Here is a 25418-nt window from a genome sequence, read left to right on the forward strand (position 1 = left end):
CATAGCCGTACTGAACTATTTTCAGGAAGTGAAATTTAATTCAGTAACTATTACCCCACAAGTAATTTTCCAAAATTAAGCGCGGGATTATGCTAAAGTAAGGTATAGATTTCCAAACAATATTAAAACCTACATATTGACTTTACCTTGAGAGGAGTTGAGAACTGTGCAGACTTGGCAGTTCTGGCGGGAATCGACCCGCCACTTTTTCCAGCACTGGGGTAGCTACGTCACCCTGGTCTTCGTGACCAATCTGGTCATCAGCTATCTTGCGGTACCCGTCTTCACTTGGCTCACCGCCGAACTGATGGCCTGGCAGCACGTACCTTACGTGTCCTACACCAACATCGGCAGCATCATCGTGAGCCATCCCCTGGCCATCATTGGGTTACTCCTGATTCTGTTGGCCGTGATCACCCTAATTTACTGGCAGTTTGCCTATCTCCTATTAGGAATCACGAATATCAAACGGGGCCGACCGCAAACCTCACGCGACATCCTCGGCGACACCTTTCGTAGCATTGCTGGCGCTTCGCCGAGTACCTTTCTCTTCTTCATTGGTTACTTCATCGTTATCATGCCGTTTGGGAGCGAACTATTTACGACCCCCCTGCTGAACAAGGCGAAGATTCCCTCATTTATCGTCAGCTATCTAATGGAGAATAATCTGTTCGCCGTGTTGCTCGGCCTCTTCTACGTTGGCGCGGCCTACCTGGGAATTCGGTTGATTGCCGTGCTCCCACTGATGATGATCGATCACCTGCATAGTCGCGCGGCAATTCGACTGAGTTGGCAACGCACTCGTGGCCATTTTTGGCGCTACCTGAGCCGAATCTTGTTAACGCTGGTCATCGTCAGCGTCGTCGTCACTCTCATTTACATCATCCTATATCTTGGTCAGGTGCTCTTTGACAAGACCGGCGTGGCGTTGGTCGCCGCGACCGTGAATCTGTTTTTGATGGAGGTCATTACGGAATTTATCGTCTGCTACTCCACGGTCATCTTCATGATGGTCATCCTGAGCAGTCACGAGACCCATCACCTATCACCATCGATGCTCTTTAGCTTCCGCGAACCAGCGAAGACGCGCTTGCGGACTCGAATCATGATTCTCGCCGGTCTGACCGTCATCAGCGCCGCCCTGGTCGGGTTTAATCTGGTCTATCTAAATGGTCTCGCCATGAGCAAACCACTCACCATTGCCCATCGCGGCGTGGATAACGGCAATGGCGTTCAAAATACCATTCCGGCAATGATCAAGACCAGTAAGGAAAAACCCGACTACGTTGAAATGGACGTCCGCATGACCAAGGACCACCAATTTGTCGTGATGCACGACGCCAAACTGAAGAATCTAGCAAACCTGAAGCGAAGTGTCTCCAAGATGACCCTAGCGCAATTGACTAAGGTCACCGTCACGGAGAACGGCTACCAGGCGAAGATTCCTAGCTTCAATCACTACCTCAATACGGCCATCGCCCATCATCAGAAATTGCTGATTGAAATTAAAACGGGCGGCGCTGACACGACCGACTTACCCGAACGTTTCTACCGTCAGTTCGGTCAGCGCATCATCGACAACCACGAACAGGTCCACACCCTTAGCTATTCCATCATGAATCGGTTGAAAAAAGAGCACCCCAACTTGTTCGTCAGCTACATCTTGCCGTACAACCTGACGTTCCCGCACACCCGCGCCAATGCCTACACCATGGAGTCGACGACCCTCAACGATTCATTTATCGACCAAGCCAATCGCGAACATAAGCGGGTCTACGCCTGGGACATCGACGACGTAACGACCATGGACCAAATGATGTTTATGGGCGTCAATGGCGTCATCACGAACAACCTGCACCTGATTCAACAGGAAATCAAAGACAACACGGATCATCCGAGTTACGCCAACTTACTGCTGACGTTTATGAATGATTTATCGTTGGAAACGCAGACACAATAAGTACGTAAAAACGACGACACAAGTTTAGTTGTGCCGCCGTTTTTGGCGTTACTTTAAAATTGTAAACAGCGTTATTTCTTCTCGATTTTTCGTAATGGTCGTTTGATCAAATGCAGCAGTTTCTCCGACTGTAGCCGGGCAACCACTGCGTCAACAGCCACCTGCATCAGCTTTTCATTTAAGTCCTTCGCCGCCGGCTGAACCTGTTCCTCGCCGAGATGGTGAAGGCGGTCCTCTAATTGGCCGATGAAGTTATCGTAAGCCTGCTTCGGATAGTCGCCAGCCGTGATCTGATCGATTCCCGAACGGACCGTATCCGTTTGGAACATGGGTTTGAGGAGGCTGATCATTAAAATATCCGTCAGCTGCATGGTCTGATATTTTTTCTTAACGGGTGCCAAAATGACGTTATGCTTCACATAATTATTGATCATTGCTGGCGTAATCGTATCGATCCCCAGCGGACCCAGCACATCGTTGATCAGCGCCGTGACCTGGTCCATGTAGAGGTCAAACTTCGGTAAGTCATCCCAGCGTGGGAGCCTGACGCCGTGCATCTGATGTTCCCAGCGGGTGTATTGATTAAAATCAGCCATGTTACTTCCCTACCCTTCCGTTTCTACCTCCGATTATAGCATAGAATCTAGTCCTAATGACTAGCTAAGAAGCAAATCCGGGAATTCACCTAGTGAAAAGACCAGTAACGCGTCAACGCCACCGAATTCGGCTCAGAATCCGATGACCTAAGACGTCCTGGACCACGACAAAGACCGGTACGACGCTCACCATCAGCGGTAGATACAGCAACGCTAATTTCCAATTTAACAGGCTGACCAAAGAGAAAATGGGGCCAAAGAACAGGAAAATGATGGCAAACAAGCCAGCCATGATGGCCACTAACGCAATCTTAAAGCGGTTTAGCGGCCGCGCAACCATCAACAGCGCATTTAAACTGATCAGCCCAGTCATCAAGACACTTAACGTCGAAGTCGTCGCAAAGCTCAGGCTGAACTGCGTCCCAATCGCCATGATAACGAGAATATAGCTGACCACGCAGATGGCAGCTGGTGCGGCAATCTCCATGACCTGCTGCATGAAGCGACCCGTGATCCGGGCATAGTTGGGTTGCAGGGCTAGGAAGAACGTGGGAATTCCCACCATTAATGACGAGATGGGGGTCAGTTGAATGGGCTCGAACGGATAACTACGCGTCATGAAGATAAAAATCAGCGTCAGGACAACTGAGTACATCGTCTTAATCAAGAATAAGGACGCGACCCGCTCGATGTTATTAATGACCCGGCGACCCTCATTAAGGACGTTAATCATCGCATCAAAGTTCGAATCGACCAGCACGAAATCGGCCAGACTCTTGGTCGCCTCGCTCCCGGACGCCATGGCAATGCTGCAGTCGGCTTGGCGTAGGGCCAGCAGATCGTTGACCCCGTCCCCCGTCATCGCCACCGTGTGCCCAGCGCGTTGATAGGCTTTGATCAATTGTTCCTTCTGTTGTGGCGTAACTCGACCAAACACGTTGTTCTCACTGACTAGGCGGTCGTAATCCGGCTCGACTCCCACCTGACTCATGTCGACCAATTGCTTGGCACCAGCGATTCCGGCGCGTTCAGCAATACTGGCGACCGTGACGGGATTATCACCGGAAATTACCTTCAGCGCAACATCTTGATTGGCAAAAAAGCCAAAGGTATCCTTGGCTCGTGGCCGCAACTCGTCGGTGATCAACAGCAGTCCGATTGCCCGCGGATTCATCGGCCGCGGCGTCATCAGCTCAGTGACTTCGGCCAGTAGGAGCACCCGGTACCCCTGTGCGGCCAGCACTTGGATTCGCTGTTTCACGTCGGTTGGTACTGTATCGAAGATAAACTCCGGCGCGCCCATGACGTACGCATGCTGGTCAAAGGCCGCCCCGCTCCATTTACGACCGGAAGAAAACGGTAAACTGGTATCAGCAACAACCGCTGGCGTGCCCAGTGCTGTCTGGACGGCCTGGGCCGTTTCGTTGTCATCACCCGTTGCGGCCACCAATTTAGCCAGTATCGTGTTGAGTTGGCCGGTCGACTGTTGGGCTAATGGTTCGACGCGTTCTAATTGGAGGAGACCGTTAGTGATGGTCCCCGTCTTATCTAGGCACAGCACGTCAACTCTGGCAAGCGCTTCGATTGCGGGCAACTCCCGCACCAAAACGTGCCGCCGTCCCAAGGTAAAGGCCCCCGCCGCTAACGCCACAGACGTCAGTAGAACTAGCCCTTCTGGAATCATGCCGACCATTGACGCCACGGTCCCCAGAATCGCGCGGTTTTGACTCTGACCACGCATCATCGCCGAGATAAATAGCGCGGCACCTAAGGGAATAATGGCAAACGTGAGCACTTTAATAATTCGATTAATAATCGTCAGCAGTTGACTAGCCGTCCGCCGTTTCTGCTTGGCCGAGTGCGCCAACTGTTTGACAAAACTCCCACTCCCGACCGCCGTTGTCTGCACAATGGCGCGACCACCAAGAATGACGCTTCCGGAGACTAGCTCGTCACCGGTCTGCTTGATGATGGGCGTCGACTCCCCGGTAATCTGAGATTCATCGACTTCCATCCCTTGTGTGTCCCGAATCAGGCCATCCACAGGCAGCTGATCACCCCGGCCAATTTCAAGCAGGTCATCCATGACAATAGCGTCTTGGTGGTGCGACTCGACCTGACCCTCACGGCGCACATTAATATTAGCTTCTGAGAGTAACGCCAGTCTGTCGACTTGACGTTTAGACCGGATCTCTTGGAAGATACCGATCCCCGTGTTGACCACGACCACACCCAAAAAGAGTAAGTTCTTATAGCTTCCGGTGAACAAGACCAGTCCACCTAGGAGTAGGTTGATTAAGTTAAACAGGGTTAATAAATTATCCCGAAATATTTGTTTAACACTTCGAGTCAGCGGCGGTAACGGGTCATTCTGTTGGCCCGCAGCGATTCGCTCTTTGACCTCAGCGGCCGTCAATCCGCTAGCAATCGGTGGTAAATAACGGTCTGCCATCACACCAGCCTCCTTCACCGTTTCGTTACCCCCATTGTACTAGATATTTTGGTAGCGCTCCCTTAATCCGTTCAGATTTTCCCTATCCTTAACGAATCATCACTGATTTAACGGTTGCCACCGAAACAGCTATACTGAAATTAGGAAGATTGCAGAAACCAGCTCACGTACCGATTGCGTAGGCGCGCTGATTTCTACTATCTGCCAACCTGTAATCAGTTGAACCCGACTGATGAAATGGTCAAACTAATCCATGGGAGGAATCATTATGAATCACAAATTACCAGCTGTTATTCTATTTATCCTCTACTCAATCCTGCTCGGGTGTATGTTAGCCCATCAAGATATGCTCGCCATGTGGCTCATGACGTTTGGTATGTTGATTGAGGCTTCCATTAACCTCTACGACCAATTTAAGCGCCGGTAGAAAGCGTTGTCATTTTAACCGATTTAGCCTAAACTAGACTTATTATGCTGACGACATTTGCCGTCAAGGAGGAACACACGATGACACCCACCAAGATTACGGATACGATTGAACTCGCCGACGGCAACCGCATGCCCGTCATGGGTTTCGGCACCTATTTAATCGGTGACCAAGAAACGATGACCACCACCATTAACGCCGCTTGGAACGCCGGCTACCGGATGTTCGACACGGCCATGATGTACCGCAACGAGGATATTCTCGGACCAACAATTCACCAACTCGGCTTACCACGCGAGGGTCTCTTTTTGACCAGCAAAGTGGCTGAAGTTGTCCAGGGTTATGACCGAACAATGAAGGCCGTCGAGGGGTCATTGAAACGACTTCAGACAGATTATCTGGACCTCCTATTGGTTCATTGGCCAGTTCACGAATACTTTTTCGACACCTGGCGGGCTATGGAGCAGCTGAAAGCAGATGGCAAGGTCAAATCAATTGGTGTATCCAATTACACCATGGCTCACTTGGAGTTACTTGCCACGCAGGCTAAGGAGATGCCGGTTGTTAACCAAGTCGAATATCATCCCTACTTGAATCAACAAGCGCTACTCGACTTCGACCGTGACCAAAAAATCGTCACGGAAGCCTGGAGTCCCTTGGGCCGACGTGTCGTTTTAGACAACCCAATGCTGGCTAAAATTGCCAAGCACCAAGGTAAGACGGTCGCCCAGGTTATTTTACGTTGGGAACTTCAACACGGCCTGTTGCCGATTCCCAAGTCGACTCACGTGGAACGGATTCAGGAGAACGCTGACATCTTTGACTTCTCCTTGGCCGAAGACGAGATGACCATGATCGACCTGCTGAATAAGAACGAGCGGACTGGGAATGAGCCAGAAATCGTTTATGAGACTGGGAAACAGTACTAATTATAAAAAGCCATGTGGACATCTCAAATCGGATGCTCACATGGCTTTTCGTGTTTACCGAATTTAAAGATTACCGATAATTCTATCGAAGCCTAAGCCATCATTGACTATCTTGGCAACCTTCATAAAATCAACGGCGTTAGCTTCTTTCATAACCATATAGTCCGTCCCCTCTTTTACATCAAGTTTAGCTGGAATGCTTAATACTAAAGCATTTCCTTGTTTTCTAGCCTTCATATTAAGTCCCTCCCTAATAAGTAATTACATAGTAATACCTAAAATGATAAAAACCATTACAAGCTCTCAACACCAAAAGCAAATACAGAAACGAGTGTGGGCCAGAAAACGTTTAGTTAACGTCCTTAATCCCGGTTCTGGATTGGTTGTCTGTCAACGTTAAGCGGAGGTGACTGCCTGTTGACGCCCGTTTCGACCACATACGTTTAGAACGCAAAACGGGTCTGGGACTTTTGTCCCAAACCCGTTTCATTACCTATTAAGGTTAGTCAATGCTGATTTCATGGTTATCGTCAACTTTGGTTTGCTTTGGCAAGGTCAGCGTCAAGATGCCGGCATCATACTTTGCCTGAACGTTCTTCAAGTCAATGTCTGGGAGATAGAAGGAACGCGCAACATTTTGGCTGCTCCGCTCTTGACGGAGAACCCGGCCATCGTCGTCCTTAGCAGATTGGTTGACCTCAGTCTTACCAGAAATACGTAACGTGTCATCCCGGTAGTCGACATGAATATCGTCCTTCTTAAAGCCTGGCAATTCAGCCGTGACCACGTAGTCTTTGTCGTGTTCGACCACATCCGTCTTCATACTGCTATCACCACTAAACATATCGTGACCCAAGTTACCCACTTCATTGAAGAAATTCATTGGATCAAATAAATCAAAGTTCCGGTTCATAACATCATTAGCCATAATTCATAACCCCTTTCTGCTTGATTACATTATCTATAATAGTCAGTATTGGTCAGCAATGCAAGTAATTAGCACTCACTCGACCAGAGTGCTAATTCGTAAATATAAACGCTGTCAAAACAGCTTTTATATTTACAGGTGTCTAATCTACATCAAATAAAGATCATACCTTTACATTAAAGGTCAAATAAAATCAAATTATATCAACCGTGTAAAGGTTACGTTCAGTCTTTGTAAAGATGAACATCCGTTCGAACTTCTATGGTAAACTTCTCCTTGTCATCACCTAACCAAAAAAATGGCCACTGCAGAATATCTCCACAGTGACCAAAATTACGGTTAATGTTTACGTTCCAAACCGTCCTGTTCCACCTTATACAGCCCGGTGCGGACGTGCTGATGAAAGACCTTCCGTACCATGACCGTAAAGGTATGATGGTACTCAGGAATCACGACGTACTGATAACGGAGAACATTTTTCTTGAAGTCTGACTTCGACTCCATGAAGTTCTCCTGACCGACCGCTTTATCCGTGAAGTAATAGTAATTAGCCAAATAACCCGCATAATAACTATCCACATCTCCCGGGTGCGGATCAACAATCAGAATTTTCGTATGACTCAGCTTCGTCCACGGCTTCGAGGTCTTATCTAGCTGAATTGGCAGCGTCCCTCGATTATAAATATTGGTATACTTCGTCCCATTGATTTCCGAATACATCATGATGATTGCAAAGAAGATCATCAGGAAGGTCCCCAATTGATAAGCGTTCTTCGTCACAATTGACTTAAATGCCCGCAAATCACGTTTGCTGAAATCTTGCTCGTAGAAGGTTCGGTCTAACGCGCGCACAAGGACCATTGCCCCAATAAAGAGGTTCAGAATTACCGTACTACTCATATACCGTTCGAAGCCATCCAACATGATTGCTTCCGCATATGGCATAGACAGAATGTACATTCCGAACAAGCTCCCGTAGTAGAGGATAAAGACAAAGTCCAGAAGAATCATCATCCCCAGCAACTGATTACGCTGGTGATTGCGGTGGCGAATAATAAACCAAGCAACGAACAAAATAACATTAATTAAGATGATTCCTTGCGTCGATAGTGAGTTAAGACTCAGGATTTGATGCAAAAATTTCTCGCCGATCTTAACAATGTGTCCGGTTCCTTCGCCTGACAGCTGATGAGAATAGGCCTGTGCACTGATTTCGTGCTTAGACTCCGTAAAGGTCGTTTTGACGTGCCATTCCCACCAAAGAAACGGTGCCAGCGCCGCCGCTAGGGTCACCATAAAGCGAGCAGGGACACTAAAAAGCTTCCAGTACCAGTGCCCTTGAGCATTCGTAATCAACTCATATAAGAAGTAAACCGCTAGAACTGCCACGAAAAATGCCGCCGAATTTTTTACTAGTAAGAGGCTCGCACTGAAGATAGCCACGTGCGCGCTCAGATGCCACGGCTGCTTTCGATAGACATAGATACCGACTAACCCGGCCACCGTAATAATTGGCAGTACGTAGTCAACCAGTAAATTATTCAGACGAATATTAATGTTAAAGACGTAAGAAACCGCGATAGTCAAGCACAGGATAAATGACGTCAACCCCCGGGTGCGGTCCCGCAAGATGTTGAAGACGGCATAGGAGGCCGCCCAAATCAAGCCAAACTGAGCAACCAACATGGCCCCTTCACTGTATCCCGTCCAAGTCACCATCTGCGTGAGCCACAGCGCCATTGCCGGTGGATACGATGTAAATGAAATAATCGCGTCGTGCGCACCGGGTAATCGTCCCGTAAACGTTAGAAACTTGACAATAACTGCCCAATGGGAAAAGTTATCGTAATGCACTAACGGGCTATGATATAGCTCATACGCCATGACTAACCCCAGACTAACCATCCAGAAGTCAAAGCTATGAACCCCTTCAAACTTTAAAGCACCCTTACCATAGTGGCCCAGTATCAGTCGAATGACTAATAGTAACACACCAAACAGAGTTACCAATCGGAGCCCTAAACGCAGTAGTCCCAGCATCGCAAAAACATAATCCAAAAGGATCTGCACTAAGATACTCGTAATCCATGCCAGATAGGGACTGACCCCTAATCGACGAATACTGCCGTTGTACCCCATCAACGATAAAATAATTAGTAGCAAACCTAACCAGGACAAGCTGACACCTCTCTCCTAGCCCCTGCACCCCTACTAGTGCATTCGCTGCAAATAATGCTTATGAACCTTGAACAGCCCGGTCTTGATCTTTTGGTGATAAACCCGTTTTGTCAGTTTCGTAAACGTCCGGTGATATTCCGGAATGACCACGTACTGATAGCTTTGCACAGTCTGTTTAAAGACGGCTGGCGTGACCATAAAGTTTTCTTGACCCACTGCCTTGTCCGTGAAATAGTAATACCGAGCCGCATATCCCGCATAATAATCAGCAACATCGTCAGCATGCGGATCGACAACCAAGATTTTCTTATGATTTAAGTGTGTCCAAGGCTTCGAGTCCCGCTGCAATTGCAAGGGCAACGTATTATGGTTCATTTCATTTGTAAACTTAGTCCCCGTAATTTCCGAATACATCATGGTAATCGCAAAGAAGCCGACAATCAACGTCCCAATTTGATAGGCGTTTTTCGTTACGATCGACGCAAACGACCGTGAGTCTCGCTTTTGAAAATTTTGCTCATACATGGCACCGTCCATGGCTCTTACTAGGAACATCGCGCCAATATAGAGGTTCAGGATCACCGTACTTCCCATGTAGCGTTCAAATCCATCCAATAAGATAGCCTCAGCATACGGCATGGACAGAATGTACATTCCAAACAGACTGCCATAATACAGCAAAAAAATAACGTCGAGCATCGCAGCAACCCACAATAAGTGATTTTTCTGCTGACTGCCAAATCGAATCATGACCCAAGCACCAATCAAAATAACATTAATCAATAAAATTCCCTGTGTCGATAGCGACCCCAGACTCAGAATCTGACTAAGAAATTTATGAAGGATCTTCATGATTGTCTTGGCACTCTCACCCGATAACTGGTTCGCATAGGCTTGCGAACTAATCTCATGCTTGGAAACGGTAAAGGTCGTCTTCACGTGCCAATTCCATATCAGAAATGGAATCGCCGCTAGTCCCAACGTCAGCACCGCTTGAACCGGTATCCGTAAGGTTGCGACGTACCAGTGTTCACGGTTATTTTGAACCAAGGTCACTAAGAAGTAGATACCGATCACGACCACAAAGAATGTCGCCGAGTTCTTGACCAGTAGCAGCACGGCAACAAAGAGCGCCACATGTCCACTCAGTACCCACGGATGCTTGCGATAAGCCCAGATACCGGCTATCGCGGCAACTGCCAGAATCGGTAACACATAATCTACCAGCAAATTGTTCAGACGAATCGCGATATTAAAGACAAATGATATCGCAATCGTCAAACACAGCAACATCCCAGTGAGTGCCCGCGTCCGGTCCCGCAACACGGCAAAGACCGAATATGCCGCCGCCCAGATCAACGCGAACTGGGCAAGTAACATCGCCCCTTCACTGAACCCCGTCCAGTGCAAAACCTGTGTGATATACAGGGCGGTGGCTGGTGGATAGGAGGTAAAGGAAATCAGTTTATCCGCAGCACCTGGGAGTCGACCGCTGAAGAACATGAATTTGACCATAACGGCCCAGTGAGAAAAATTGTCGTAATGAACTAAGGGACTGTGGTAAAGTACCTGGCCCATGGCCAACCCTAAAGCAATCATCCAGAAATCAAACAAGTGAATCCCTTCGAATTGTAGTTGGGCTTTACGCCAAAAGCTCAAAATAGTCCATAACCCAAACAACGCAATCCCGACATAGGTAACCCACTGAATCCCTGTGTCCAAGCCGCCGACCATGGCGCAACCGTAAAGCACCAGAATCTGAAACAGCATGGCTGTGATCCAGGAAAGGTAGGGACTAACCCCTAATCGGCGAAAGGTTCCCCCATAACCGATTAATCCCAACACATATAGTCCTAATCCCAACCACGACACGGTTGGCCACCCACTCTCTTCTCGAATTTAGAACCGGTTGAATCGCCGGCCGAAGTTACGTTCAAACGCTTGCGCCCGAACGATGAAGTTCATGTAGAGCTCATCAAATGGGGTGATCCAAGTGTCCTGAACCCGCGGCAAGGTCTGGTTCGCCCCGTCGTAGATTAGTTGCAGATAATAATCCCGGTTTCGGTCCGGTTCGACAGAAACCATGGCACTGTAAATGGCTTGTTTGCCGCGATGACTGATTCGCGCAACCTTACCATGCAACATGATTTTTTCGTGGCGATACTCGAGCTGAAAGTCAGTCTTGTCACCTTCCTTAAGCTCAATACCGCTGTCTTCCGGCATGGTGAAGGCAATCCCACCTTCGGAAACATCTTCCGTGGTAAATGGATGCCATGTCTCGTCGCGACGAACTTGGCCTGAAATCTGACGGGTAAACCGCTCGTTTTTTCGGTAGACCCGTCGTCCCATGGCAATAAATAAACACATACTCAAATTGATAAAGTGCATTAACAGCCAGAATGTAATAACACTCCCAACCAGAATTTCCGAACCGTACTTCCCATAGTTGAATTTAATAATGGAAATTAGGGTAATCGCCCAGAGGAAGAAGTACGGAAGCATGTACAACCGGTCTTTAAAAGAAATCGTCACATTCTTTGACGTCACCTTAAACTTCTTAGCTTTAATCCCCAACGTTTCTAGTAAGACTGGGATGAAGAGGTACGGTGCAAAGAAGGTCTCCTGCACCTCACCCCAGCGTTCATTCCGAATCTTCCCGTTCGTTTCATGCATGCCTGAAGTATCCCCCATCACATAGTGAAGCAGGAAATACCCGGGCGCCCATACGACCATTAGCACCCAGAAATTGGCGTTAACCACTTGAATCTTGAAGAGGGCGTAGAGGATTGGCGCGGTAATGTAGACCATCCGCCGGAAAAATGCCCACCAGTAAAAGTAGGTGTTAATTAAAATTAGCCGATTGATCCAAGAGAGCTTGGGATTCGTAAAGATATGCAGGTTCCGACAGCTTTGAATAACGCCTCGTGCCCAGCGGGTCCGCTGCTTAATGACCCCTTTTAAGTCAATTGGCGTGATCCCACTAGACTCAGGAACCTTCGTCGCCAGACTGATATAACCTGCCATGTTCAACATGGTTCCGAGCTCGAAGTCTTCGGTAATGGTATCGGTCGGAAAGCCCCCAACCTCATCCACGGCCTTCCGTAAGAAGACCGCGTTGGAGCCCGTAAACAATGCCCGCTTATTCCCTCCATTAAGAACGTTAACGTCTCGAGAGAAGAAGTCTTGTTCGTTAGGAATCACCTTTTCAGAGAACAAATTGAACTGGAAAATATCGGCATTATAAAAGCTTTGTGGTGTCTGCACGAAACCCAACGGTTCAGTATTGTCTGGGTCTTCTTCTAACTGCCGAAAGTTCTCTTGGAACAACGGTACCGTGGCATTTAGGAATCCTGAGAAGGGAATCATATCCGTATCAAAAATCACAAATAGTGGAGAATCTAACTTGGCCATCGTACTGTTGATGTTCCCAGATTTGGCTTTCTTGTTATCGACCACCCCGGAATACCCTACGTGATAATGCTCTGCCAACGCCTTAACCTCTGGCCGGTTTCCATCGTCAGAAATAACGACGTGAACTTTACTCTTGTCCGGATAGTCAATAAAAGTGGCGGCATTCACTGTTTTCCGCAGCAATTCGACCTCTTCGTTATGGGTCACGATAATTAAATCAACGTCAGGAACCGTTTGCTTCGGATCATAGTCTGGAATAGTAATGTCTTGCTTCTTCCGGGTGGCCAACATCCGGAAGAAAATCAGAATGAACCCGGTAAAGTTCGACAAAATTTCACTAATAACCAAGAGCAACGCAAAAATTAGCGTAAAAATATTAGCATGCCACGGGATGGTGAAGAACACCCGCCACAATAAATAAATCACCGATAAAACGATGGCTAAAATGTAAACTGCTCGACGCTTATTAGACATGCTGTCCCTCTTTGAAAATCAAATTCTTTTGAATGTAGTAACTAATCAGAAATAAGCAGAAGTCCCCCAACATTTTCGCAACCGTTGGGGCCCAGTGCGCTGAACCGAATGGTAATAAAACGGTTAACCCATGCGTCAGGTAGCCAGACGCAACTGTCTGCACGGCTAGTAACGCGCCATATTTTAACAACGTTTGCTCACCGGCATTACCGAATACCATGTGACGATTCAACAGGTAATTGACGATTGCCGACAACAATCGGGCAATCACCGTGGCCACCATAATGGTCCGCAACGAATGATTGCCGATGAGGCTCATTAGCAAGGTGAACAAACCAATGTCCACCAAAAACGACATCAAGCCACTCGCCGAGAACTTTAGGAAACGTGAGTAAATGGCAACTGAATCCCGAATAACCCGGAAATGCGACGAGGAGTTGCCGTCGAGATAAATCGTCGGAATCGGCTGCTCGCTAATCGTAACGTGATACTTCTTGGCTTCTAGTAACATATCAAATTCAAATTCAAACCGTTCGCCAGGAAAAGTAACTAACCGGTGAACGTAGCTCATTGGAATGACCCGCAATCCCGTCTGGGTATCGCTGATCGTTTGATGCGTGATCAACCGCACCAGGCCATCCGTTAACAGATTGCCAAACCGACTCCGAAACGGAATGTCCTCCGTAAACTTACGGGCACCAATGACCAAATCTCCTGGCCGCTGCTCAGCTAGTGTTAAACATTTTTCCAAAGCCGCTACCGTATGCTGGCCGTCGGAGTCCATGGTCGCAATCCCCGTTACTGGCGTGGCTTGATCGAGATAAAACTGGAAACCAGTCTTCAAAGCCGCACCCTTCCCGCGATTATGGTCGTGATGTAGCACGTGTAATCGTGAGTCGTGCATGCTTTCAATTTGCTTAAAGATGAGCTGATGCGCTGCGCTACTCCCATCATCAACTATCAGAATCGTTGAAATTGGCCCGTTGCTAACCAGTAACTGGCGCAACAGGTCGATTAATTTTTGATCCGGATTAAGTGCCGGAATGAGTACACCAAAGGTTTGCATATCTATTTCCCCTGAAAGCCGAGGCGCTATATAAACACTAAACCTCGTTAATTAATTCTAAATAAAAATAGAATTGTTTTTCATATGTAAGTCTACATACATGTTATAACAAAATATGAAAAGCGCCTAACGTTTCTGGACACTCTCGGCAGACTGGGTAGCCCAATAATCCCCTATAATCAATCCCGAATCATCAGTTAATCAACGCGTTTTAATTTCGTTATTGGGGACAATGGTTTTATGCACGAACGATGCTTAGTTCCGTACTGCTACTCAAGATTTTCCCTAAGGTTAGTCTTTCATCTTAAAATATAGTTCTCATTATATTATCTATGCTGTTTACCATTGACTGGGGTGACATTGTCACTGGCCCGTTGTAAACAAAAAGTGAGCCCGAGATATAATCTCCGACTCACTCTTATTTCCAAGTAACGAATTAGTAGGTTGTTTGTTGAACCTCGTTATTTACAATCTTTTCATCCAGAGCGTCAGCCAGGTCGTGCAAAGCTTCGTCTCTAGTCTTGACAATATCCATGTTGAAGATAACGGAATCGATATCCCCACCAGCGAAATCAAATTGTTCGAAGTAAACGTACGGGTCATGGTCATCGTCGTCGTTTAAGAAATGCTTAGTTACAGCATCAGATAGCGCGGTTGCCCAGGCTAAATCTGCCATCTTTGGTAGGTCTTTTTTCGTCACATACCCCGGATCAAGAATCAACTTCGCTGCCTTTTCAACGTCTTCTGTTGGAATGTCAACGGTTTCTGTTGCTGCTTTTTCCTTTGGTGTATCTGCCATAATCAAAATCTCCTTTGATGTTACTAAAGTCAAGTCTAGTCCTTTTTGGTCAAAACGTTAAGCAATCCATTCTTTCTCTGACTTTTTTCGTCTGTTCGGTTGCTAAGCGAACTTAGAAAGGGTAGAATTTGCTACAATTCACCCCCTGTGAAAAGGCGGTGAGACGCGCTATAATAAAGAGATAGAACGATATGAAATGAGGAATGATGTGTGGATAGCGGTCAGATAGTTGTGAATCTAATTATTATTTTAATTACCTTCTTTTTTGCAGCTTTCTTTGTTGCCTGCGAGTTTGCTTTAGTTCAGACGCGTCCAAGTGCTTTGGAAGAAAAGATTGCGGCATTGGACAAGCCATCGACTAAGCTTAATCGGGCCATGAAAATGGTCACCAATTTAAATGAATATTTATCAACGACACAAGTGGGGGTCTCCCTCGCCGGAATTATCTTAGGGTGGATCGGGGAAACGTTCTTCGTTGACCTATTGCTTGGCGGAATCGCCCCCGCCCACTTGAACACGGCCACGGCACACACGCTCAGTGTGATTGTCGGGGTACTGCTGTTAACTTATTTAGAAGTTGTCTTTACCGAAATTGTACCTAAGAACATTTCTATCGACATGCCAATGAAGGTATTGATGCTCATCGTCACACCATTGCACTACTGCCACGTCTTGTTTTACCCGTTCGTCTGGTTGCTCAACACCAGTGCTTCCGGGGTCGTCAAAATGATGGGGTTAAAAGTCGCTAATGAAAGTGACGAAGTCTTCTCTCAAGCTGAAATTTTAAACCTTTCGCGGAGTGCCGTGGAGGGCGGCGAGCTGGAAAAGAACGACTTGGTCTACATGCAACGGGCCTTCGAGCTAAACGACAAGGTTGCCAAGGATATCATGATCGACCGGACTCAATTGATCGTCATCGACATCACATCCAACGTTAAAGAAGCGTTGACGGTTTATTTACAGGAACGCTTCAGTCGGTTGCCCGTGGTCGCTGACAACGATAAGGATAAAATCCTCGGTTACGTTTACAACTACGACCTGATTCGCCAACAGCAAGTTGACTCGCACGTTCGCGTGGACAAACTAATTCGGGACATCTCGACAACGCCAGAAACAACGCCGATTACCCAAGTCTTGCAACAAATGATCAAGAAACGGACTCCTATCGTCGTCGTTGTTGATGAATATGGTGGGACTTCTGGGATCATTACCGACAAGGATATTTATGAAGAGTTGTTCGGGACTGTCCGCGATGAAATTGACGATGCGAATGATCAGTATATCTTCAAGCAACCTAGTGGCACGTTCCAGGTCAACGGGAAGATGACGACTTACGATTTCGAACGGTACTTCAACGTTGATATCAAAGAGTTTGAGTCAACTGAAACCGTCACGATGGCCGGCTACATCATCGATAATTATCCTGAGGTGAAGGTCAACGACGTGATTCATTTGGAAAACTTCGACCTGAAGATTCTCGATTACGAAAACTCGTTCATCAACTGGTTGGAAGTCACGGTCAATCCGCCACGGAAGCAGATTGAATTCCACGACCCCGATGACAAGGATGACAACAAAGATAACTGAAGATAAATGACTCCCACTACTCCCAATCGAGTGGTGGGAGTTTTTTTGGCAAAAAAAGAGCGTACCACCTAAGTAGCACGCCACATTCTCAAATTTTACTTCGTTACTTTCTTTGCGCCGAACAAGCCCTTGAATACGTAGTAAAGCCCACCAACGACTAAGGCTAGTGAGACCCACCAGAAGACGCTCGTTAACCGGACCGGCATGATATCCCAGACCATCAGCAACAAGATCAACACACCGCTCCAAAAATCGACGGATTTATAAAAATGGCTATTAAACATCATGCTTTTTATGCTCCTTGTCATCCGTTGACCGACTGTTGGTCAATCCGCGAAACAGTTCGTAGATGCCCACCATCATTAACGCAACGGAAAATATCCAATAAAAAAAGTCAGTTGCAATCGGTGATAATCCCCAAAAACCAACAATCAATGCTACCAAGCCAGCCCAAAAATCACCGGATCGGTAAAAAAATCGGTTAATGCGCATCTAACCTGTCCTCCTACCCCTACGAATCGGTGGCTCCCACACCTCACAACTCAATCTTTACAATCTTTACACAGTCCTCCTACCCCTACGAATCGGTGGCTCCCACACCACTCTTGTTCATTATATGACTAATTTTGGCCAAACAACAACCCTTCCTAAATTAATTTCCATCTCGATTATTGCATGGATGACTCAACTTAACATTGACACTCTCCTGAAAACAACCGCATAATAATCCTGGTTGGTCATTTTCAGAAAGAAGGGTGCCCAATGGATATGGGACAATTAACCAGCCAGATTACGCTAATGTTTGTTTTAATGGCTGTCGGTTTACTCATCAACAAGCTAGGCTTCATGCACGGCCAGACCGCCACCGACCTCACGAACATCTTACTTTACGTGGTGTCGCCCTGCCTCATCATCAACGCCTTTGAACAACGCTTTTCTACGAGTCGCTTACAGGCTCTAGCTTGGGTCATGCTCGGTATTCTCATCACATATGGCATCATGGTCATTGTTACCAACCTCGTTTTCAAACGCGTCGCCGACGTCAACTTACGACGCATCGCGCGGTTCGGTTCCGTCTACTCCAACGCCGGCTTCATGGGCGTCCCGCTCGCCAGTGCCCTCTTTGGCAGCACCGGTGTTTTCTTCGCGGTGGCCTCGCTAGCTGGCTTCAATATTTTCTGTTGGACGCACGGTATCGCCCTCTTTACACCGCACCAGGCGAACGATCGACACATTAACTGGCATCAAATTCTCTTAAACCCCAACATCGTCGCCATTGCGGTCGGCCTAATCGTCTTCGTCAGCGGCATCCACCTGCCCAGTCTACTCAACCAGACCATCACCTATATCAGCTCGATCAACACGCCGCTGTCCATGATTGTCATCGGGAACAGCTTGGCCGCGGTTAAATTGAACCGTCACACGCTCGACCACAGACTGTGGGGACCACTCTTACTCCGAAATTTACTCTTTCCAATCATCATGCTCCTCATTCTAAAACTATTCGGTGTTCAAGGTGTCCCGCTTTACACCACAGTACTGATGGGTGCCTGTCCGGTTGCCGGCAACGTGGTTCTCTTTACCCTGCAAGCCCATGGCGACACAAGTCCAGCCGTCACACTGATGAGCCTATCAACGATTCTTTGCCTGGTCACCATCCCGTTAATTTTCACCCTGAGCAATCTGCTTTGACGCTTAAATTAGTTGGCCTAAAGCCTCACTGATCCTCCATCTCAATTCACTTCATTTAAAATCGACCTATCTTCCCGCGTAATTCCAACCGATTATAAATAGTATAATAGCGACTTTTTTTACAGTGTTGAATAGTTGCCATTTAACTGTATAATTGTGCTAAAGGGGTGATTTAGCTTATGAAGCTTAAATTTAATCTACTATTGGGGATCATTGCCATGTTGTCCGTCGTCATCAGCGGATCGACCGCTCTGGCCAAACAAACAGCCACGACGGTTCCGACAGCACTACGGGGAACCTGGACACAGTACCATCCATCAGAAAAAATCTACACGGTCATTCAGATTAAACCACACAGTATCAGCTACCACTTGGAAAAGCACGGTAAACGTGTGGGGGGTAAACCCGCTGTTTTTACGTTCAAATCCAAAGGTTATCACCGACTCGTCGTCAAGCGTTTCAATCACCCAAACGCCCAACCGAGTTATCGGTTTAACACTGCCCGTCACTACTACGACCAGTTGCCACAAATGTGGATCGGCCACCAAACCATCAAGGGTCACCGTTACCGCGTCCTCAAGACCTACGAAAAACGGGGGCATCGGGTAGGTATCTTTACACCGAAAAAGATGACGGTCGATGCTACCTACGACTACGGGACGCAACGACCCACATCATTCATTGGTCACTAGGCTGGCAATTGCGGAATTGTGCTACGTCCAACCTGATAACTAGTTTTGAAGGACTTACGACCCAACTTCCTAAAAAAGACGGTATCACCAGTTCTCATCGAGAGCTTGGTAATACCGTCTTTAATATATCCTTTACAAGTCAATTATCATTTATTTTTCAGCCTTTGGCAACCGCAAAGCCAGTAAGAAGCCCGCTAATGCCAGGATGAACGTGAAGTAAAACCCGTAGTGAGTCCCGTTAACGAACGCACCAGCAGCATGATTCGCGCCATTGGCAATGTACGCTGCTTGGCCAATGCCCAGCAGACTCGTCGCAATCGCCGTGGAAATGGCCCCCACGATTTGTTGCAACGTGTTCATGATGGCACTCCCATCGGCAGCGATAGGTCCCGTCAGCGAGTTCAATCCATGCGTCTGTGATGGTGACATCGCCAGCGGTGCCCCAATCATCAAAATCACGTGGGCCAAAATAATGTACCAGATTGCCGTCGACGTTGACGTTAAGGCCAACATCAAGGCCCCAACCATCGAAATGATAAACCCAATCCGCGCAGGCTTTTGCGCCCCGACTTGGTCATACAAGCGACCAGCAACCGCGGAAACCACGGCATTCATCACCCCACCTGGGAACATGATGACCCCGGTCAAAGCAACCGGCACCAGCAGACCCTTTTGGATGTACATTGGTAACAGGTACATTGCGGACAAAATAATTCCAAAGTTGATCATGACCAAAACGGCCCCAATCCGGAATCCCGGAATGGCAAAGGCGCGCAGGTTTAAAATTGGCTTTTCCATCGTCAATTGACGGTGCGTGTACCAAGCCAAGACCAAGATTCCTACGACCAAGGCACCAATCACGATGGCAGAGCCCCAGCCTCGGTCACTAGCCATGCTAACACCGAGAACTAAGCTCCCAAACCCAATCGTGGAGAGAATAATGGACAAAAAATCGACCTTTGGCCGCGTCACTTCAGCAATGTTCTTTAGTGACGTAACGGCAAAACCCAAGGCAATGACCAAGAACGGCACGAACAGCCAGAAGATCCACCGCCAGGAAGCAACGCCCAAGACGATTCCGGCTAAGGTTGGCCCCACGGCTGGCGCGAACATGATGACCAAACCGACCATTCCCATAGCAGCCCCCAACTTGTAAGGGGGGAAGATCTGCATGGCAACCGTGAACATCAGCGGCAAAATCAACCCGGTCGCGATTCCCTGAATCATTCGACCAAAAAGCAGCACGCCAAATCCCGGTGCGGACGCCGAAATAATGGCCCCGACCGTAAAATCAATCAATGCGAACAGGATCACCTGTCGTGTCGTAAACCATTTCGTTAAAATACTTGATAGTGGTAACACAATCCCCACCATTAACATATACCCGGTGACTAACCACTGAACCGTGGCCGTTGACACATTTAATTGCGCCATTAATTGGGGTAGCGCAATGTTTAAGGACGTCTCGGAAAACATGCCGACAAAGCCCCCGATTAGCATCCCCATCATGGCCAGCATGGGATGAGCAACTTCTACCCGCGCTTTTTTCGCCAGTTCAGGTTGGCTACTTTGTACTGAATCCATTTGTTTTCACACTCACTTTCATTTCAAAACACAATGGATTACTCTACCAGAAAAAAATTATTTTCGTAAGTACAAATTTAGAAAAACTTAAAAGTAAACGTTTTCTTGTGAAATTTCTACCCGAAATGCCCTATTTTGCCGACTTAATTGCCGCAATCTGTTCACGAAGTGTCTTTAATCGTTGCGTGTCCAATTCCGGAGCCATCATCGCTTGATCGTATTCAAACTGTAGCCGTGGCAGGTCAGTTACTGGCGTCCCAGTTGCCGTTTGTTCCGGATCTGCTAATCGGTGCTCAGCGAGTTCCAGCGTCCGTGTTGCCACGCGTTGTCGGAACGTCTGGTCATGCGCAACAAAAAGCACGGTCCCCGGGTATCCTCGCAGGAAGTCTTCCAACGCCCGCAAAGCCGGCAGATCCAAGTAGTTCGTTGGTTCATCCAAGATCAACAAATTGCTAGCACTGACCAGAATCGTCAGCAATTGGAGTTTAACCTGCTCGCCACCGCTAAGGCCGCCCACCAGCCGGTCGTAAAACTTAGCCGTCAAGCCAAACGCGCCCATGATCTGTCGTGTCCGATTTTGGTCCAACGCCGTTGCGGTCCGGATGACCTGCCACACAGTCTTATCCAGTGGCAACTCCGTCATATCCTGATGGAAGTAGCCGACCCGCGCACTCGGCGCCAACCGTGTCTGGGGCGCATGGGCCAAAATGGCGTCGATCAAGGTCGATTTACCACTCCCATTTGACCCCGCCAAGGCGACTCGCTCACCAGGCTTGAGCCGCAACTTAACGTGGTGCAACAAGTCATGCTTGCCACGAGTCAGATGCAGGTCATCCACCGTGACTAAATATTTCCCAATCACCGGCGGTAAGTCTGTCGCCACCAGCTTCAATGCCGCCGTTTCGTGGGGTTTGACCGTCGTTGTCTGTCTATCGGCGCGCTCTTGTAGCGCCCGGGCGCCCCGTTCCATCTTACCCGCATTTTGTTCTCGTGCAGATTTACTATTGGCGCGCTCCATGGCACTCATGCGCTTACTGCCCTTACGAACGCGAGCGGCCTTTTCATGACGTGCCTGTACCGCTTGCTGCAACTCGCGTCGTTCTCGCTGCTCACGTTGATACTGCGCCAACGTATTCTGCCGGCACTGCTCGCGATAGGTTTCAAAGTTCGCAAAGCTTCCGTTGTACTGGGTGTAGGTGCTCTCTTCAAGCGACCAGATTTGTGTGGCAACGTTGGTTAATAGATCCCGGTCATGCGAGATCACGATCAATAATCCGTTAAAATGATCCAGTTGGTCCGTTAGCCAACGTTGGTGGTCGTCATCCAGGTTAGCTGACGGTTCGTCTAAAATTAAAATTTCTGGTCGTTGGGCCAACGCCGCGCGAATCCGGTCCAACATACTCTGACCGCCAGAACGCCCGGCCGTTGGCGCAATCTGTGGTACCAAAGTCACTGGCGCCGTTACGTTGCGTTGTCCTTCAAAATCCGTATCTTGGCCGCTAATAATTCGCGCTAAGGTCGTTTTCCCAGTTCCATTAGCGCCAACGATGCCGACCCGGTCACCCGCTTGAGCCGTTAAGTGATCAACGGTAAATAATGTCACTCCCGCGACCATTTTTGTTAAATTTGTTAATGTTAGTTGTGTCAAAAAATCGTCCCCCTTTTGTAAGCAGGGATTGTGGGTCTAACCGACCATTTTTCGCATAAAAAAAGTGACCGCATTCCGTTCGGAAATGGCGCCCACTGGTTGTTTTGGCAACTCAGTCGGCGTAACCCATCAATCCCAATTGCAGGCCCACTCCACCCCTTAACGGTGATGAAGCTGACTAACATTTGTGGATTGAATTAGTTACGCATCGGCTGAATACCTCGTTCTTTCTTAAAGTAGCTACAGAATAGCATATCGTTTAAAAATTGACAAGTCGCATCATCTGCTGGTACCGGGCCATCTTAAAATCTTAAGAGCATTCCTACCAAAATCCGTGTACACTAGGACTAACGAATTTGGCAAAAACGGAGGGAAAAATATGCAACCTTTACGACTATTATTCATCTCGATTGAGGGCAATACCCGGAGCTTCGTTGAACATCTGACCGCCTACGCTGCCAAGCAACACGCCACCGACGCGACTCTTCCAGAGATCGCCTCTAAGGAAATCAGTGAAGCCAGCGACTTTACTGATGAAACGCAACCCTACTTTTGCTTTGTGCCAACTTATCTCAATGGGGGCAACGGCATCGACAACGGGGTAAAGGAACTGATGACCAACGTCATGGACGAATACATTGCTTACGATAACAACGCCCGGCAGTTAATCGGGGTTGTCGGGAGTGGTAACCGTAATTTCAATGAACAATACTGTCTAACCGCCAAACGCTACGCACAGAAGTTCAATGCACCATTCATTGCCAATTACGAATTACGGGGCGTTCCCCGCGATGAAACCCGGGTCTACGATGCCTTGGTCGCGCGTGCTAAGGAAGTGGTCAACGGATGAATCCAACATTAACCACCCTCATGGCACACCGTAGCATTCGTCAGTTTACCAACCAACCGCTGACAGCAGCGGAGGTCGATGCGCTGGTCACTGCCGCTCAACACGCGCCCACCAGTACCTTTTCTCAACAGTACAGCATTATCAGCGTGACTGATCCCGCAAAGTTGGCTGTCTTGAGTGACATTACCGGCCATCACTGGTTGGAACGGGCTGGACACTACTTTATCATGGTTGCTGATCAATATCGTAATCAACAGCTAACCCCTACGACTACCACAACCACAGCCAATCTGCACAGTCTTGATAAACTGTTAGCCGGTATTTTCGACGCGACCATTGCCACGGAAGCCATCGTCACTGCCGGCGAGAGCATGGGCCTCGGGAGCACCATCATGGGGAGCATCCTCAACGATGCCCAGCGGGTAGTTGACCTATTGGACTTGCCGCCGCTGACCTTTCCCATCCTAGGTCTCGCCATCGGCCACCCCGCCGAACAGCCAGAGCAAAAGCCTCGGTTGCCGCAACCGCTCATGCACTTCACGAACGGTTACCAGCGATTGACCGCCGATGACCCGTCATTAGCGGCATACGACCGCCTCATCACGGACTACTATCATGCACGCGGCAGCCATCAACGCGATGAAACCTTTACGCACCATATCATCAGTGAGCTGAGCCGCGACCCGCACCAACGAGCCAGCATTTTAACCACTTTAAAGCACCAAGGATTTCTGGATGATTAGTTAGGCGCGCGTTAACCCCAAAATGGGTTGACCGTCGCCTTTTTATTTTGCAACAAGTGGGGGTCAAGCGCCACTTGCAACCCAGCGACATCCACCGGTCGAGTTAGCGGCATCTCCGTAACCGTTGTTAATGGGAGCAACTGGCTCTCACCACGATAGTTTTTTTCGGCCAAGTAAATCTGATCTGGACTCAACGTTTCTTCAATCAGCAACGGCTGGTTGGTCACTAAAATCAATTGGCTACGATTGGCCCCCGAATTCAATAACTCTAGCAAGGCTTCGACCACGATTGGCTGCACGGCAAGCGCAAATTCATCGGCTAAGACGGTCTGTGGATACGGTGCGTGTTGCGCCGCAATCATGGTCAGGCCTAGCGTCACCAGCTCCTGAATGCCTAACGAAGCCTGCTGGAGGGGTAGCTCGTCCGTGCCGATGACTTCCCCCTCCTCATTGTATTTTTCATAGATAAGATATAAATCAGGTCGGGTAAAAGCCGAACCATCCAGAAACTGCACCGCCACTTGATGTTGCGCGATTCCCGCGACCTCGCTATCTACCGCTTGCAGATATTGCATCAGCTGGCTCGTGACCCAGTCGTCCACGACCAAGCTGGAATTAGGCCGTTTTTCCAGTACCAGCAAATCTTCATTAAACCAGCGAAAGGCGGCAATCGCTGGCCCATAATTCCAATTCTGCAATGTGTATAACAAAAGCATGTTTGGCCGGGTACTGGCCACTGCGACTGCCTGATCAGCCGGAAACTGAGTAACTTCGCCATTCTCACGAACAAAGAGCACCTCATAGCCTTCGCCAGTCGACTGGGCAAGCGATTCGTTGATCACGTGAGTCGCGTCATAACTGAGCACGTAACGGTAACGGCGATCGCCACGGGTAAAGTTGACAACGAAATCGGTCTGCCCCGTTTTGGACCCGTCGTCGAAACGAAATGGATCGAAGGACAGCTCATCGGCAATCTGTTCGGTCGGTGTCACCACTAGCCGTTGAAGGACCGCCAACCCAGCTAGGAGTGTACTCTTCCCAGCACCGGCCGCACCAAAAATGGCCGTACACTTCAACAGGCTTAATTGATCATCTACGGTGAGTGTCTTTTGCGGCCGCTGTAACGTCCCACCCGTCGCTACCAACGAAAGCGTCGCGGAGTCCTTGAACGAACGAAAATTAGTCAACGTGAAATCAATTAGCATGATGAAAACCTCCCTTATGTACTTTTGAATGTTACGCCAGTTGTGCCGATTCACAACTACTTACATTCGATTCAGGGAAATCAGCTATAACTGTCTTAATAATCCTTCCGTATTTGACTTGGCGACGATTAAGCCACCCCTTTACGCGAATCACTTGGGTCCTAAAAAAGGCCGCCCTCACTAGAAGACGACCCCTA

At 48.3% G+C, this 25418-nt stretch carries 22 protein-coding genes; 8 read left to right on the forward strand and 14 right to left on the reverse strand.

Annotated elements, in window-relative coordinates; all coding sequences use genetic code 11:
* Positions 1–166 precede the first annotated feature (166 nt).
* Complete coding sequence (locus tag FC99_RS02235) at positions 167–1960, forward strand: glycerophosphoryl diester phosphodiesterase membrane domain-containing protein (RefSeq protein ID WP_082153216.1); 1794 nt, start codon at positions 167–169, stop codon at positions 1958–1960.
* A 71-nt stretch (positions 1961–2031) separates the two neighbouring features.
* On the opposite strand, the gene FC99_RS02240 is transcribed toward FC99_RS02235, so the two are convergent.
* On the reverse strand, positions 2032–2556 hold the full coding sequence (locus tag FC99_RS02240; protein ID WP_048733978.1) for a DUF1836 domain-containing protein: 525 nt from the start codon (positions 2554–2556) through the stop codon (positions 2032–2034).
* A gap of 112 nt (positions 2557–2668) precedes the next feature.
* Positions 2669–5008, reverse strand: a complete 2340-nt coding sequence (locus FC99_RS02245) for a cation-translocating P-type ATPase (protein ID WP_048733975.1) — start codon at positions 5006–5008, stop codon at positions 2669–2671.
* Positions 5009–5276: 268 nt separating this feature from the next.
* On the opposite strand from FC99_RS02245, the gene FC99_RS13985 reads away from it, so the two are divergent.
* Both FC99_RS13985 and FC99_RS02250 read left to right on the forward strand, forming a co-directional pair.
* Positions 5277–5435, forward strand: coding sequence for a hypothetical protein (locus FC99_RS13985; RefSeq protein ID WP_164480525.1), 159 nt, complete (start codon positions 5277–5279; stop codon positions 5433–5435).
* 80 nt (positions 5436–5515) lie between these two features.
* Positions 5516–6364 (forward strand): aldo/keto reductase, encoded by an 849-nt coding sequence (locus FC99_RS02250; protein ID WP_048733973.1) that lies wholly within the window; start codon positions 5516–5518, stop codon positions 6362–6364.
* A 63-nt stretch (positions 6365–6427) separates the two neighbouring features.
* Here FC99_RS02250 and FC99_RS13750 read toward each other — a convergent pair whose 3' ends face one another.
* The 7 genes from FC99_RS13750 to FC99_RS02280 form a co-directional block, all read right to left on the reverse strand.
* Positions 6428–6601, reverse strand: coding sequence for a hypothetical protein (locus FC99_RS13750; protein WP_156166920.1), 174 nt, complete (start codon positions 6599–6601; stop codon positions 6428–6430).
* 265 nt (positions 6602–6866) lie between these two features.
* Positions 6867–7292, reverse strand: coding sequence for an Hsp20/alpha crystallin family protein (locus FC99_RS02255; protein WP_048733971.1), 426 nt, complete (start codon positions 7290–7292; stop codon positions 6867–6869).
* Between the two features lie 339 nt (positions 7293–7631).
* Positions 7632–9470 (reverse strand): hypothetical protein, encoded by a 1839-nt coding sequence (locus FC99_RS02260; protein WP_048733969.1) that lies wholly within the window; start codon positions 9468–9470, stop codon positions 7632–7634.
* 33 nt (positions 9471–9503) lie between these two features.
* Positions 9504–11342: an ABC transporter permease gene (locus FC99_RS02265; RefSeq protein WP_048733967.1), complete on the reverse strand. Its 1839-nt coding sequence runs from the start codon at positions 11340–11342 to the stop codon at positions 9504–9506.
* Positions 11343–11369: 27 nt separating this feature from the next.
* Positions 11370–13355 carry a glycosyltransferase family 2 protein gene (locus tag FC99_RS02270; protein ID WP_048733965.1) on the reverse strand — a complete coding sequence of 662 codons (1986 nt, stop codon included), beginning with the start codon at positions 13353–13355 and terminating at the stop codon, positions 11370–11372.
* On the reverse strand, positions 13348–14421 hold the full coding sequence (locus FC99_RS02275; RefSeq protein ID WP_048733963.1) for a bifunctional glycosyltransferase family 2/GtrA family protein: 1074 nt from the start codon (positions 14419–14421) through the stop codon (positions 13348–13350). The genes FC99_RS02270 and FC99_RS02275 overlap by 8 nt, the downstream gene beginning before the upstream one ends.
* Before the next feature lie 436 nt (positions 14422–14857).
* On the reverse strand, positions 14858–15220 hold the full coding sequence (locus FC99_RS02280; protein ID WP_048733961.1) for a hypothetical protein: 363 nt from the start codon (positions 15218–15220) through the stop codon (positions 14858–14860).
* Between the two features lie 210 nt (positions 15221–15430).
* Between FC99_RS02280 and FC99_RS02285 the strand changes: the two genes are divergently transcribed.
* Positions 15431–16807 carry a hemolysin family protein gene (locus tag FC99_RS02285; protein ID WP_048733958.1) on the forward strand — a complete coding sequence of 459 codons (1377 nt, stop codon included), beginning with the start codon at positions 15431–15433 and terminating at the stop codon, positions 16805–16807.
* 95 nt (positions 16808–16902) lie between these two features.
* Here the strand turns inward: FC99_RS02285 and FC99_RS02290 are convergent, their stop codons facing one another.
* Complete coding sequence (locus tag FC99_RS02290; protein WP_048733950.1) at positions 16903–17094, reverse strand: hypothetical protein; 192 nt, start codon at positions 17092–17094, stop codon at positions 16903–16905.
* Positions 17084–17299, reverse strand: coding sequence for a hypothetical protein (locus FC99_RS02295; RefSeq protein ID WP_048733940.1), 216 nt, complete (start codon positions 17297–17299; stop codon positions 17084–17086). Before FC99_RS02295 ends, FC99_RS02290 begins: the two co-directional genes overlap by 11 nt.
* 270 nt (positions 17300–17569) lie before the next feature.
* Here FC99_RS02295 and FC99_RS02300 point away from each other — a divergent pair, with 270 nt between their 5' ends.
* Complete coding sequence (locus FC99_RS02300; RefSeq protein WP_048733937.1) at positions 17570–18499, forward strand: AEC family transporter; 930 nt, start codon at positions 17570–17572, stop codon at positions 18497–18499.
* Between the two features lie 179 nt (positions 18500–18678).
* Entirely contained in the window at positions 18679–19191 is a 513-nt protein-coding gene (locus FC99_RS02305) for a hypothetical protein (protein ID WP_048733936.1), read from the forward strand.
* Positions 19192–19341: 150 nt separating this feature from the next.
* On the opposite strand, the gene FC99_RS02310 is transcribed toward FC99_RS02305, so the two are convergent.
* On the reverse strand, positions 19342–20775 hold the full coding sequence (locus FC99_RS02310) for a DHA2 family efflux MFS transporter permease subunit (protein ID WP_048733933.1): 1434 nt from the start codon (positions 20773–20775) through the stop codon (positions 19342–19344).
* Positions 20776–20905: 130 nt separating this feature from the next.
* Positions 20906–22423 carry an ABC-F family ATP-binding cassette domain-containing protein gene (locus FC99_RS02315; RefSeq protein WP_048733930.1) on the reverse strand — a complete coding sequence of 506 codons (1518 nt, stop codon included), beginning with the start codon at positions 22421–22423 and terminating at the stop codon, positions 20906–20908.
* Between the two features lie 379 nt (positions 22424–22802).
* Here FC99_RS02315 and nrdI point away from each other — a divergent pair, with 379 nt between their 5' ends.
* Together nrdI and FC99_RS02325 are read left to right on the forward strand one after the other, a co-directional pair.
* Positions 22803–23273 (forward strand): class Ib ribonucleoside-diphosphate reductase assembly flavoprotein NrdI, encoded by a 471-nt coding sequence (gene nrdI / locus FC99_RS02320; RefSeq protein WP_048733925.1) that lies wholly within the window; start codon positions 22803–22805, stop codon positions 23271–23273.
* Positions 23270–24016: an NADPH-dependent oxidoreductase gene (locus FC99_RS02325; RefSeq protein ID WP_048733919.1), complete on the forward strand. Its 747-nt coding sequence runs from the start codon at positions 23270–23272 to the stop codon at positions 24014–24016. Before nrdI ends, FC99_RS02325 begins: the two co-directional genes overlap by 4 nt.
* A gap of 11 nt (positions 24017–24027) precedes the next feature.
* On the opposite strand, the gene FC99_RS02330 is transcribed toward FC99_RS02325, so the two are convergent.
* The gene (locus FC99_RS02330) at positions 24028–25221 is read right to left on the reverse strand and encodes an AAA family ATPase (RefSeq protein ID WP_048733916.1); all 1194 of its coding nucleotides are present in this window, start codon (positions 25219–25221) and stop codon (positions 24028–24030) included.
* Between the last annotated feature and the right edge of the window lie 197 nt (positions 25222–25418).

This window comes from Levilactobacillus koreensis JCM 16448 (assembly GCF_001435525.1).
Lineage (GTDB): Bacteria > Bacillota > Bacilli > Lactobacillales > Lactobacillaceae > Levilactobacillus > Levilactobacillus koreensis.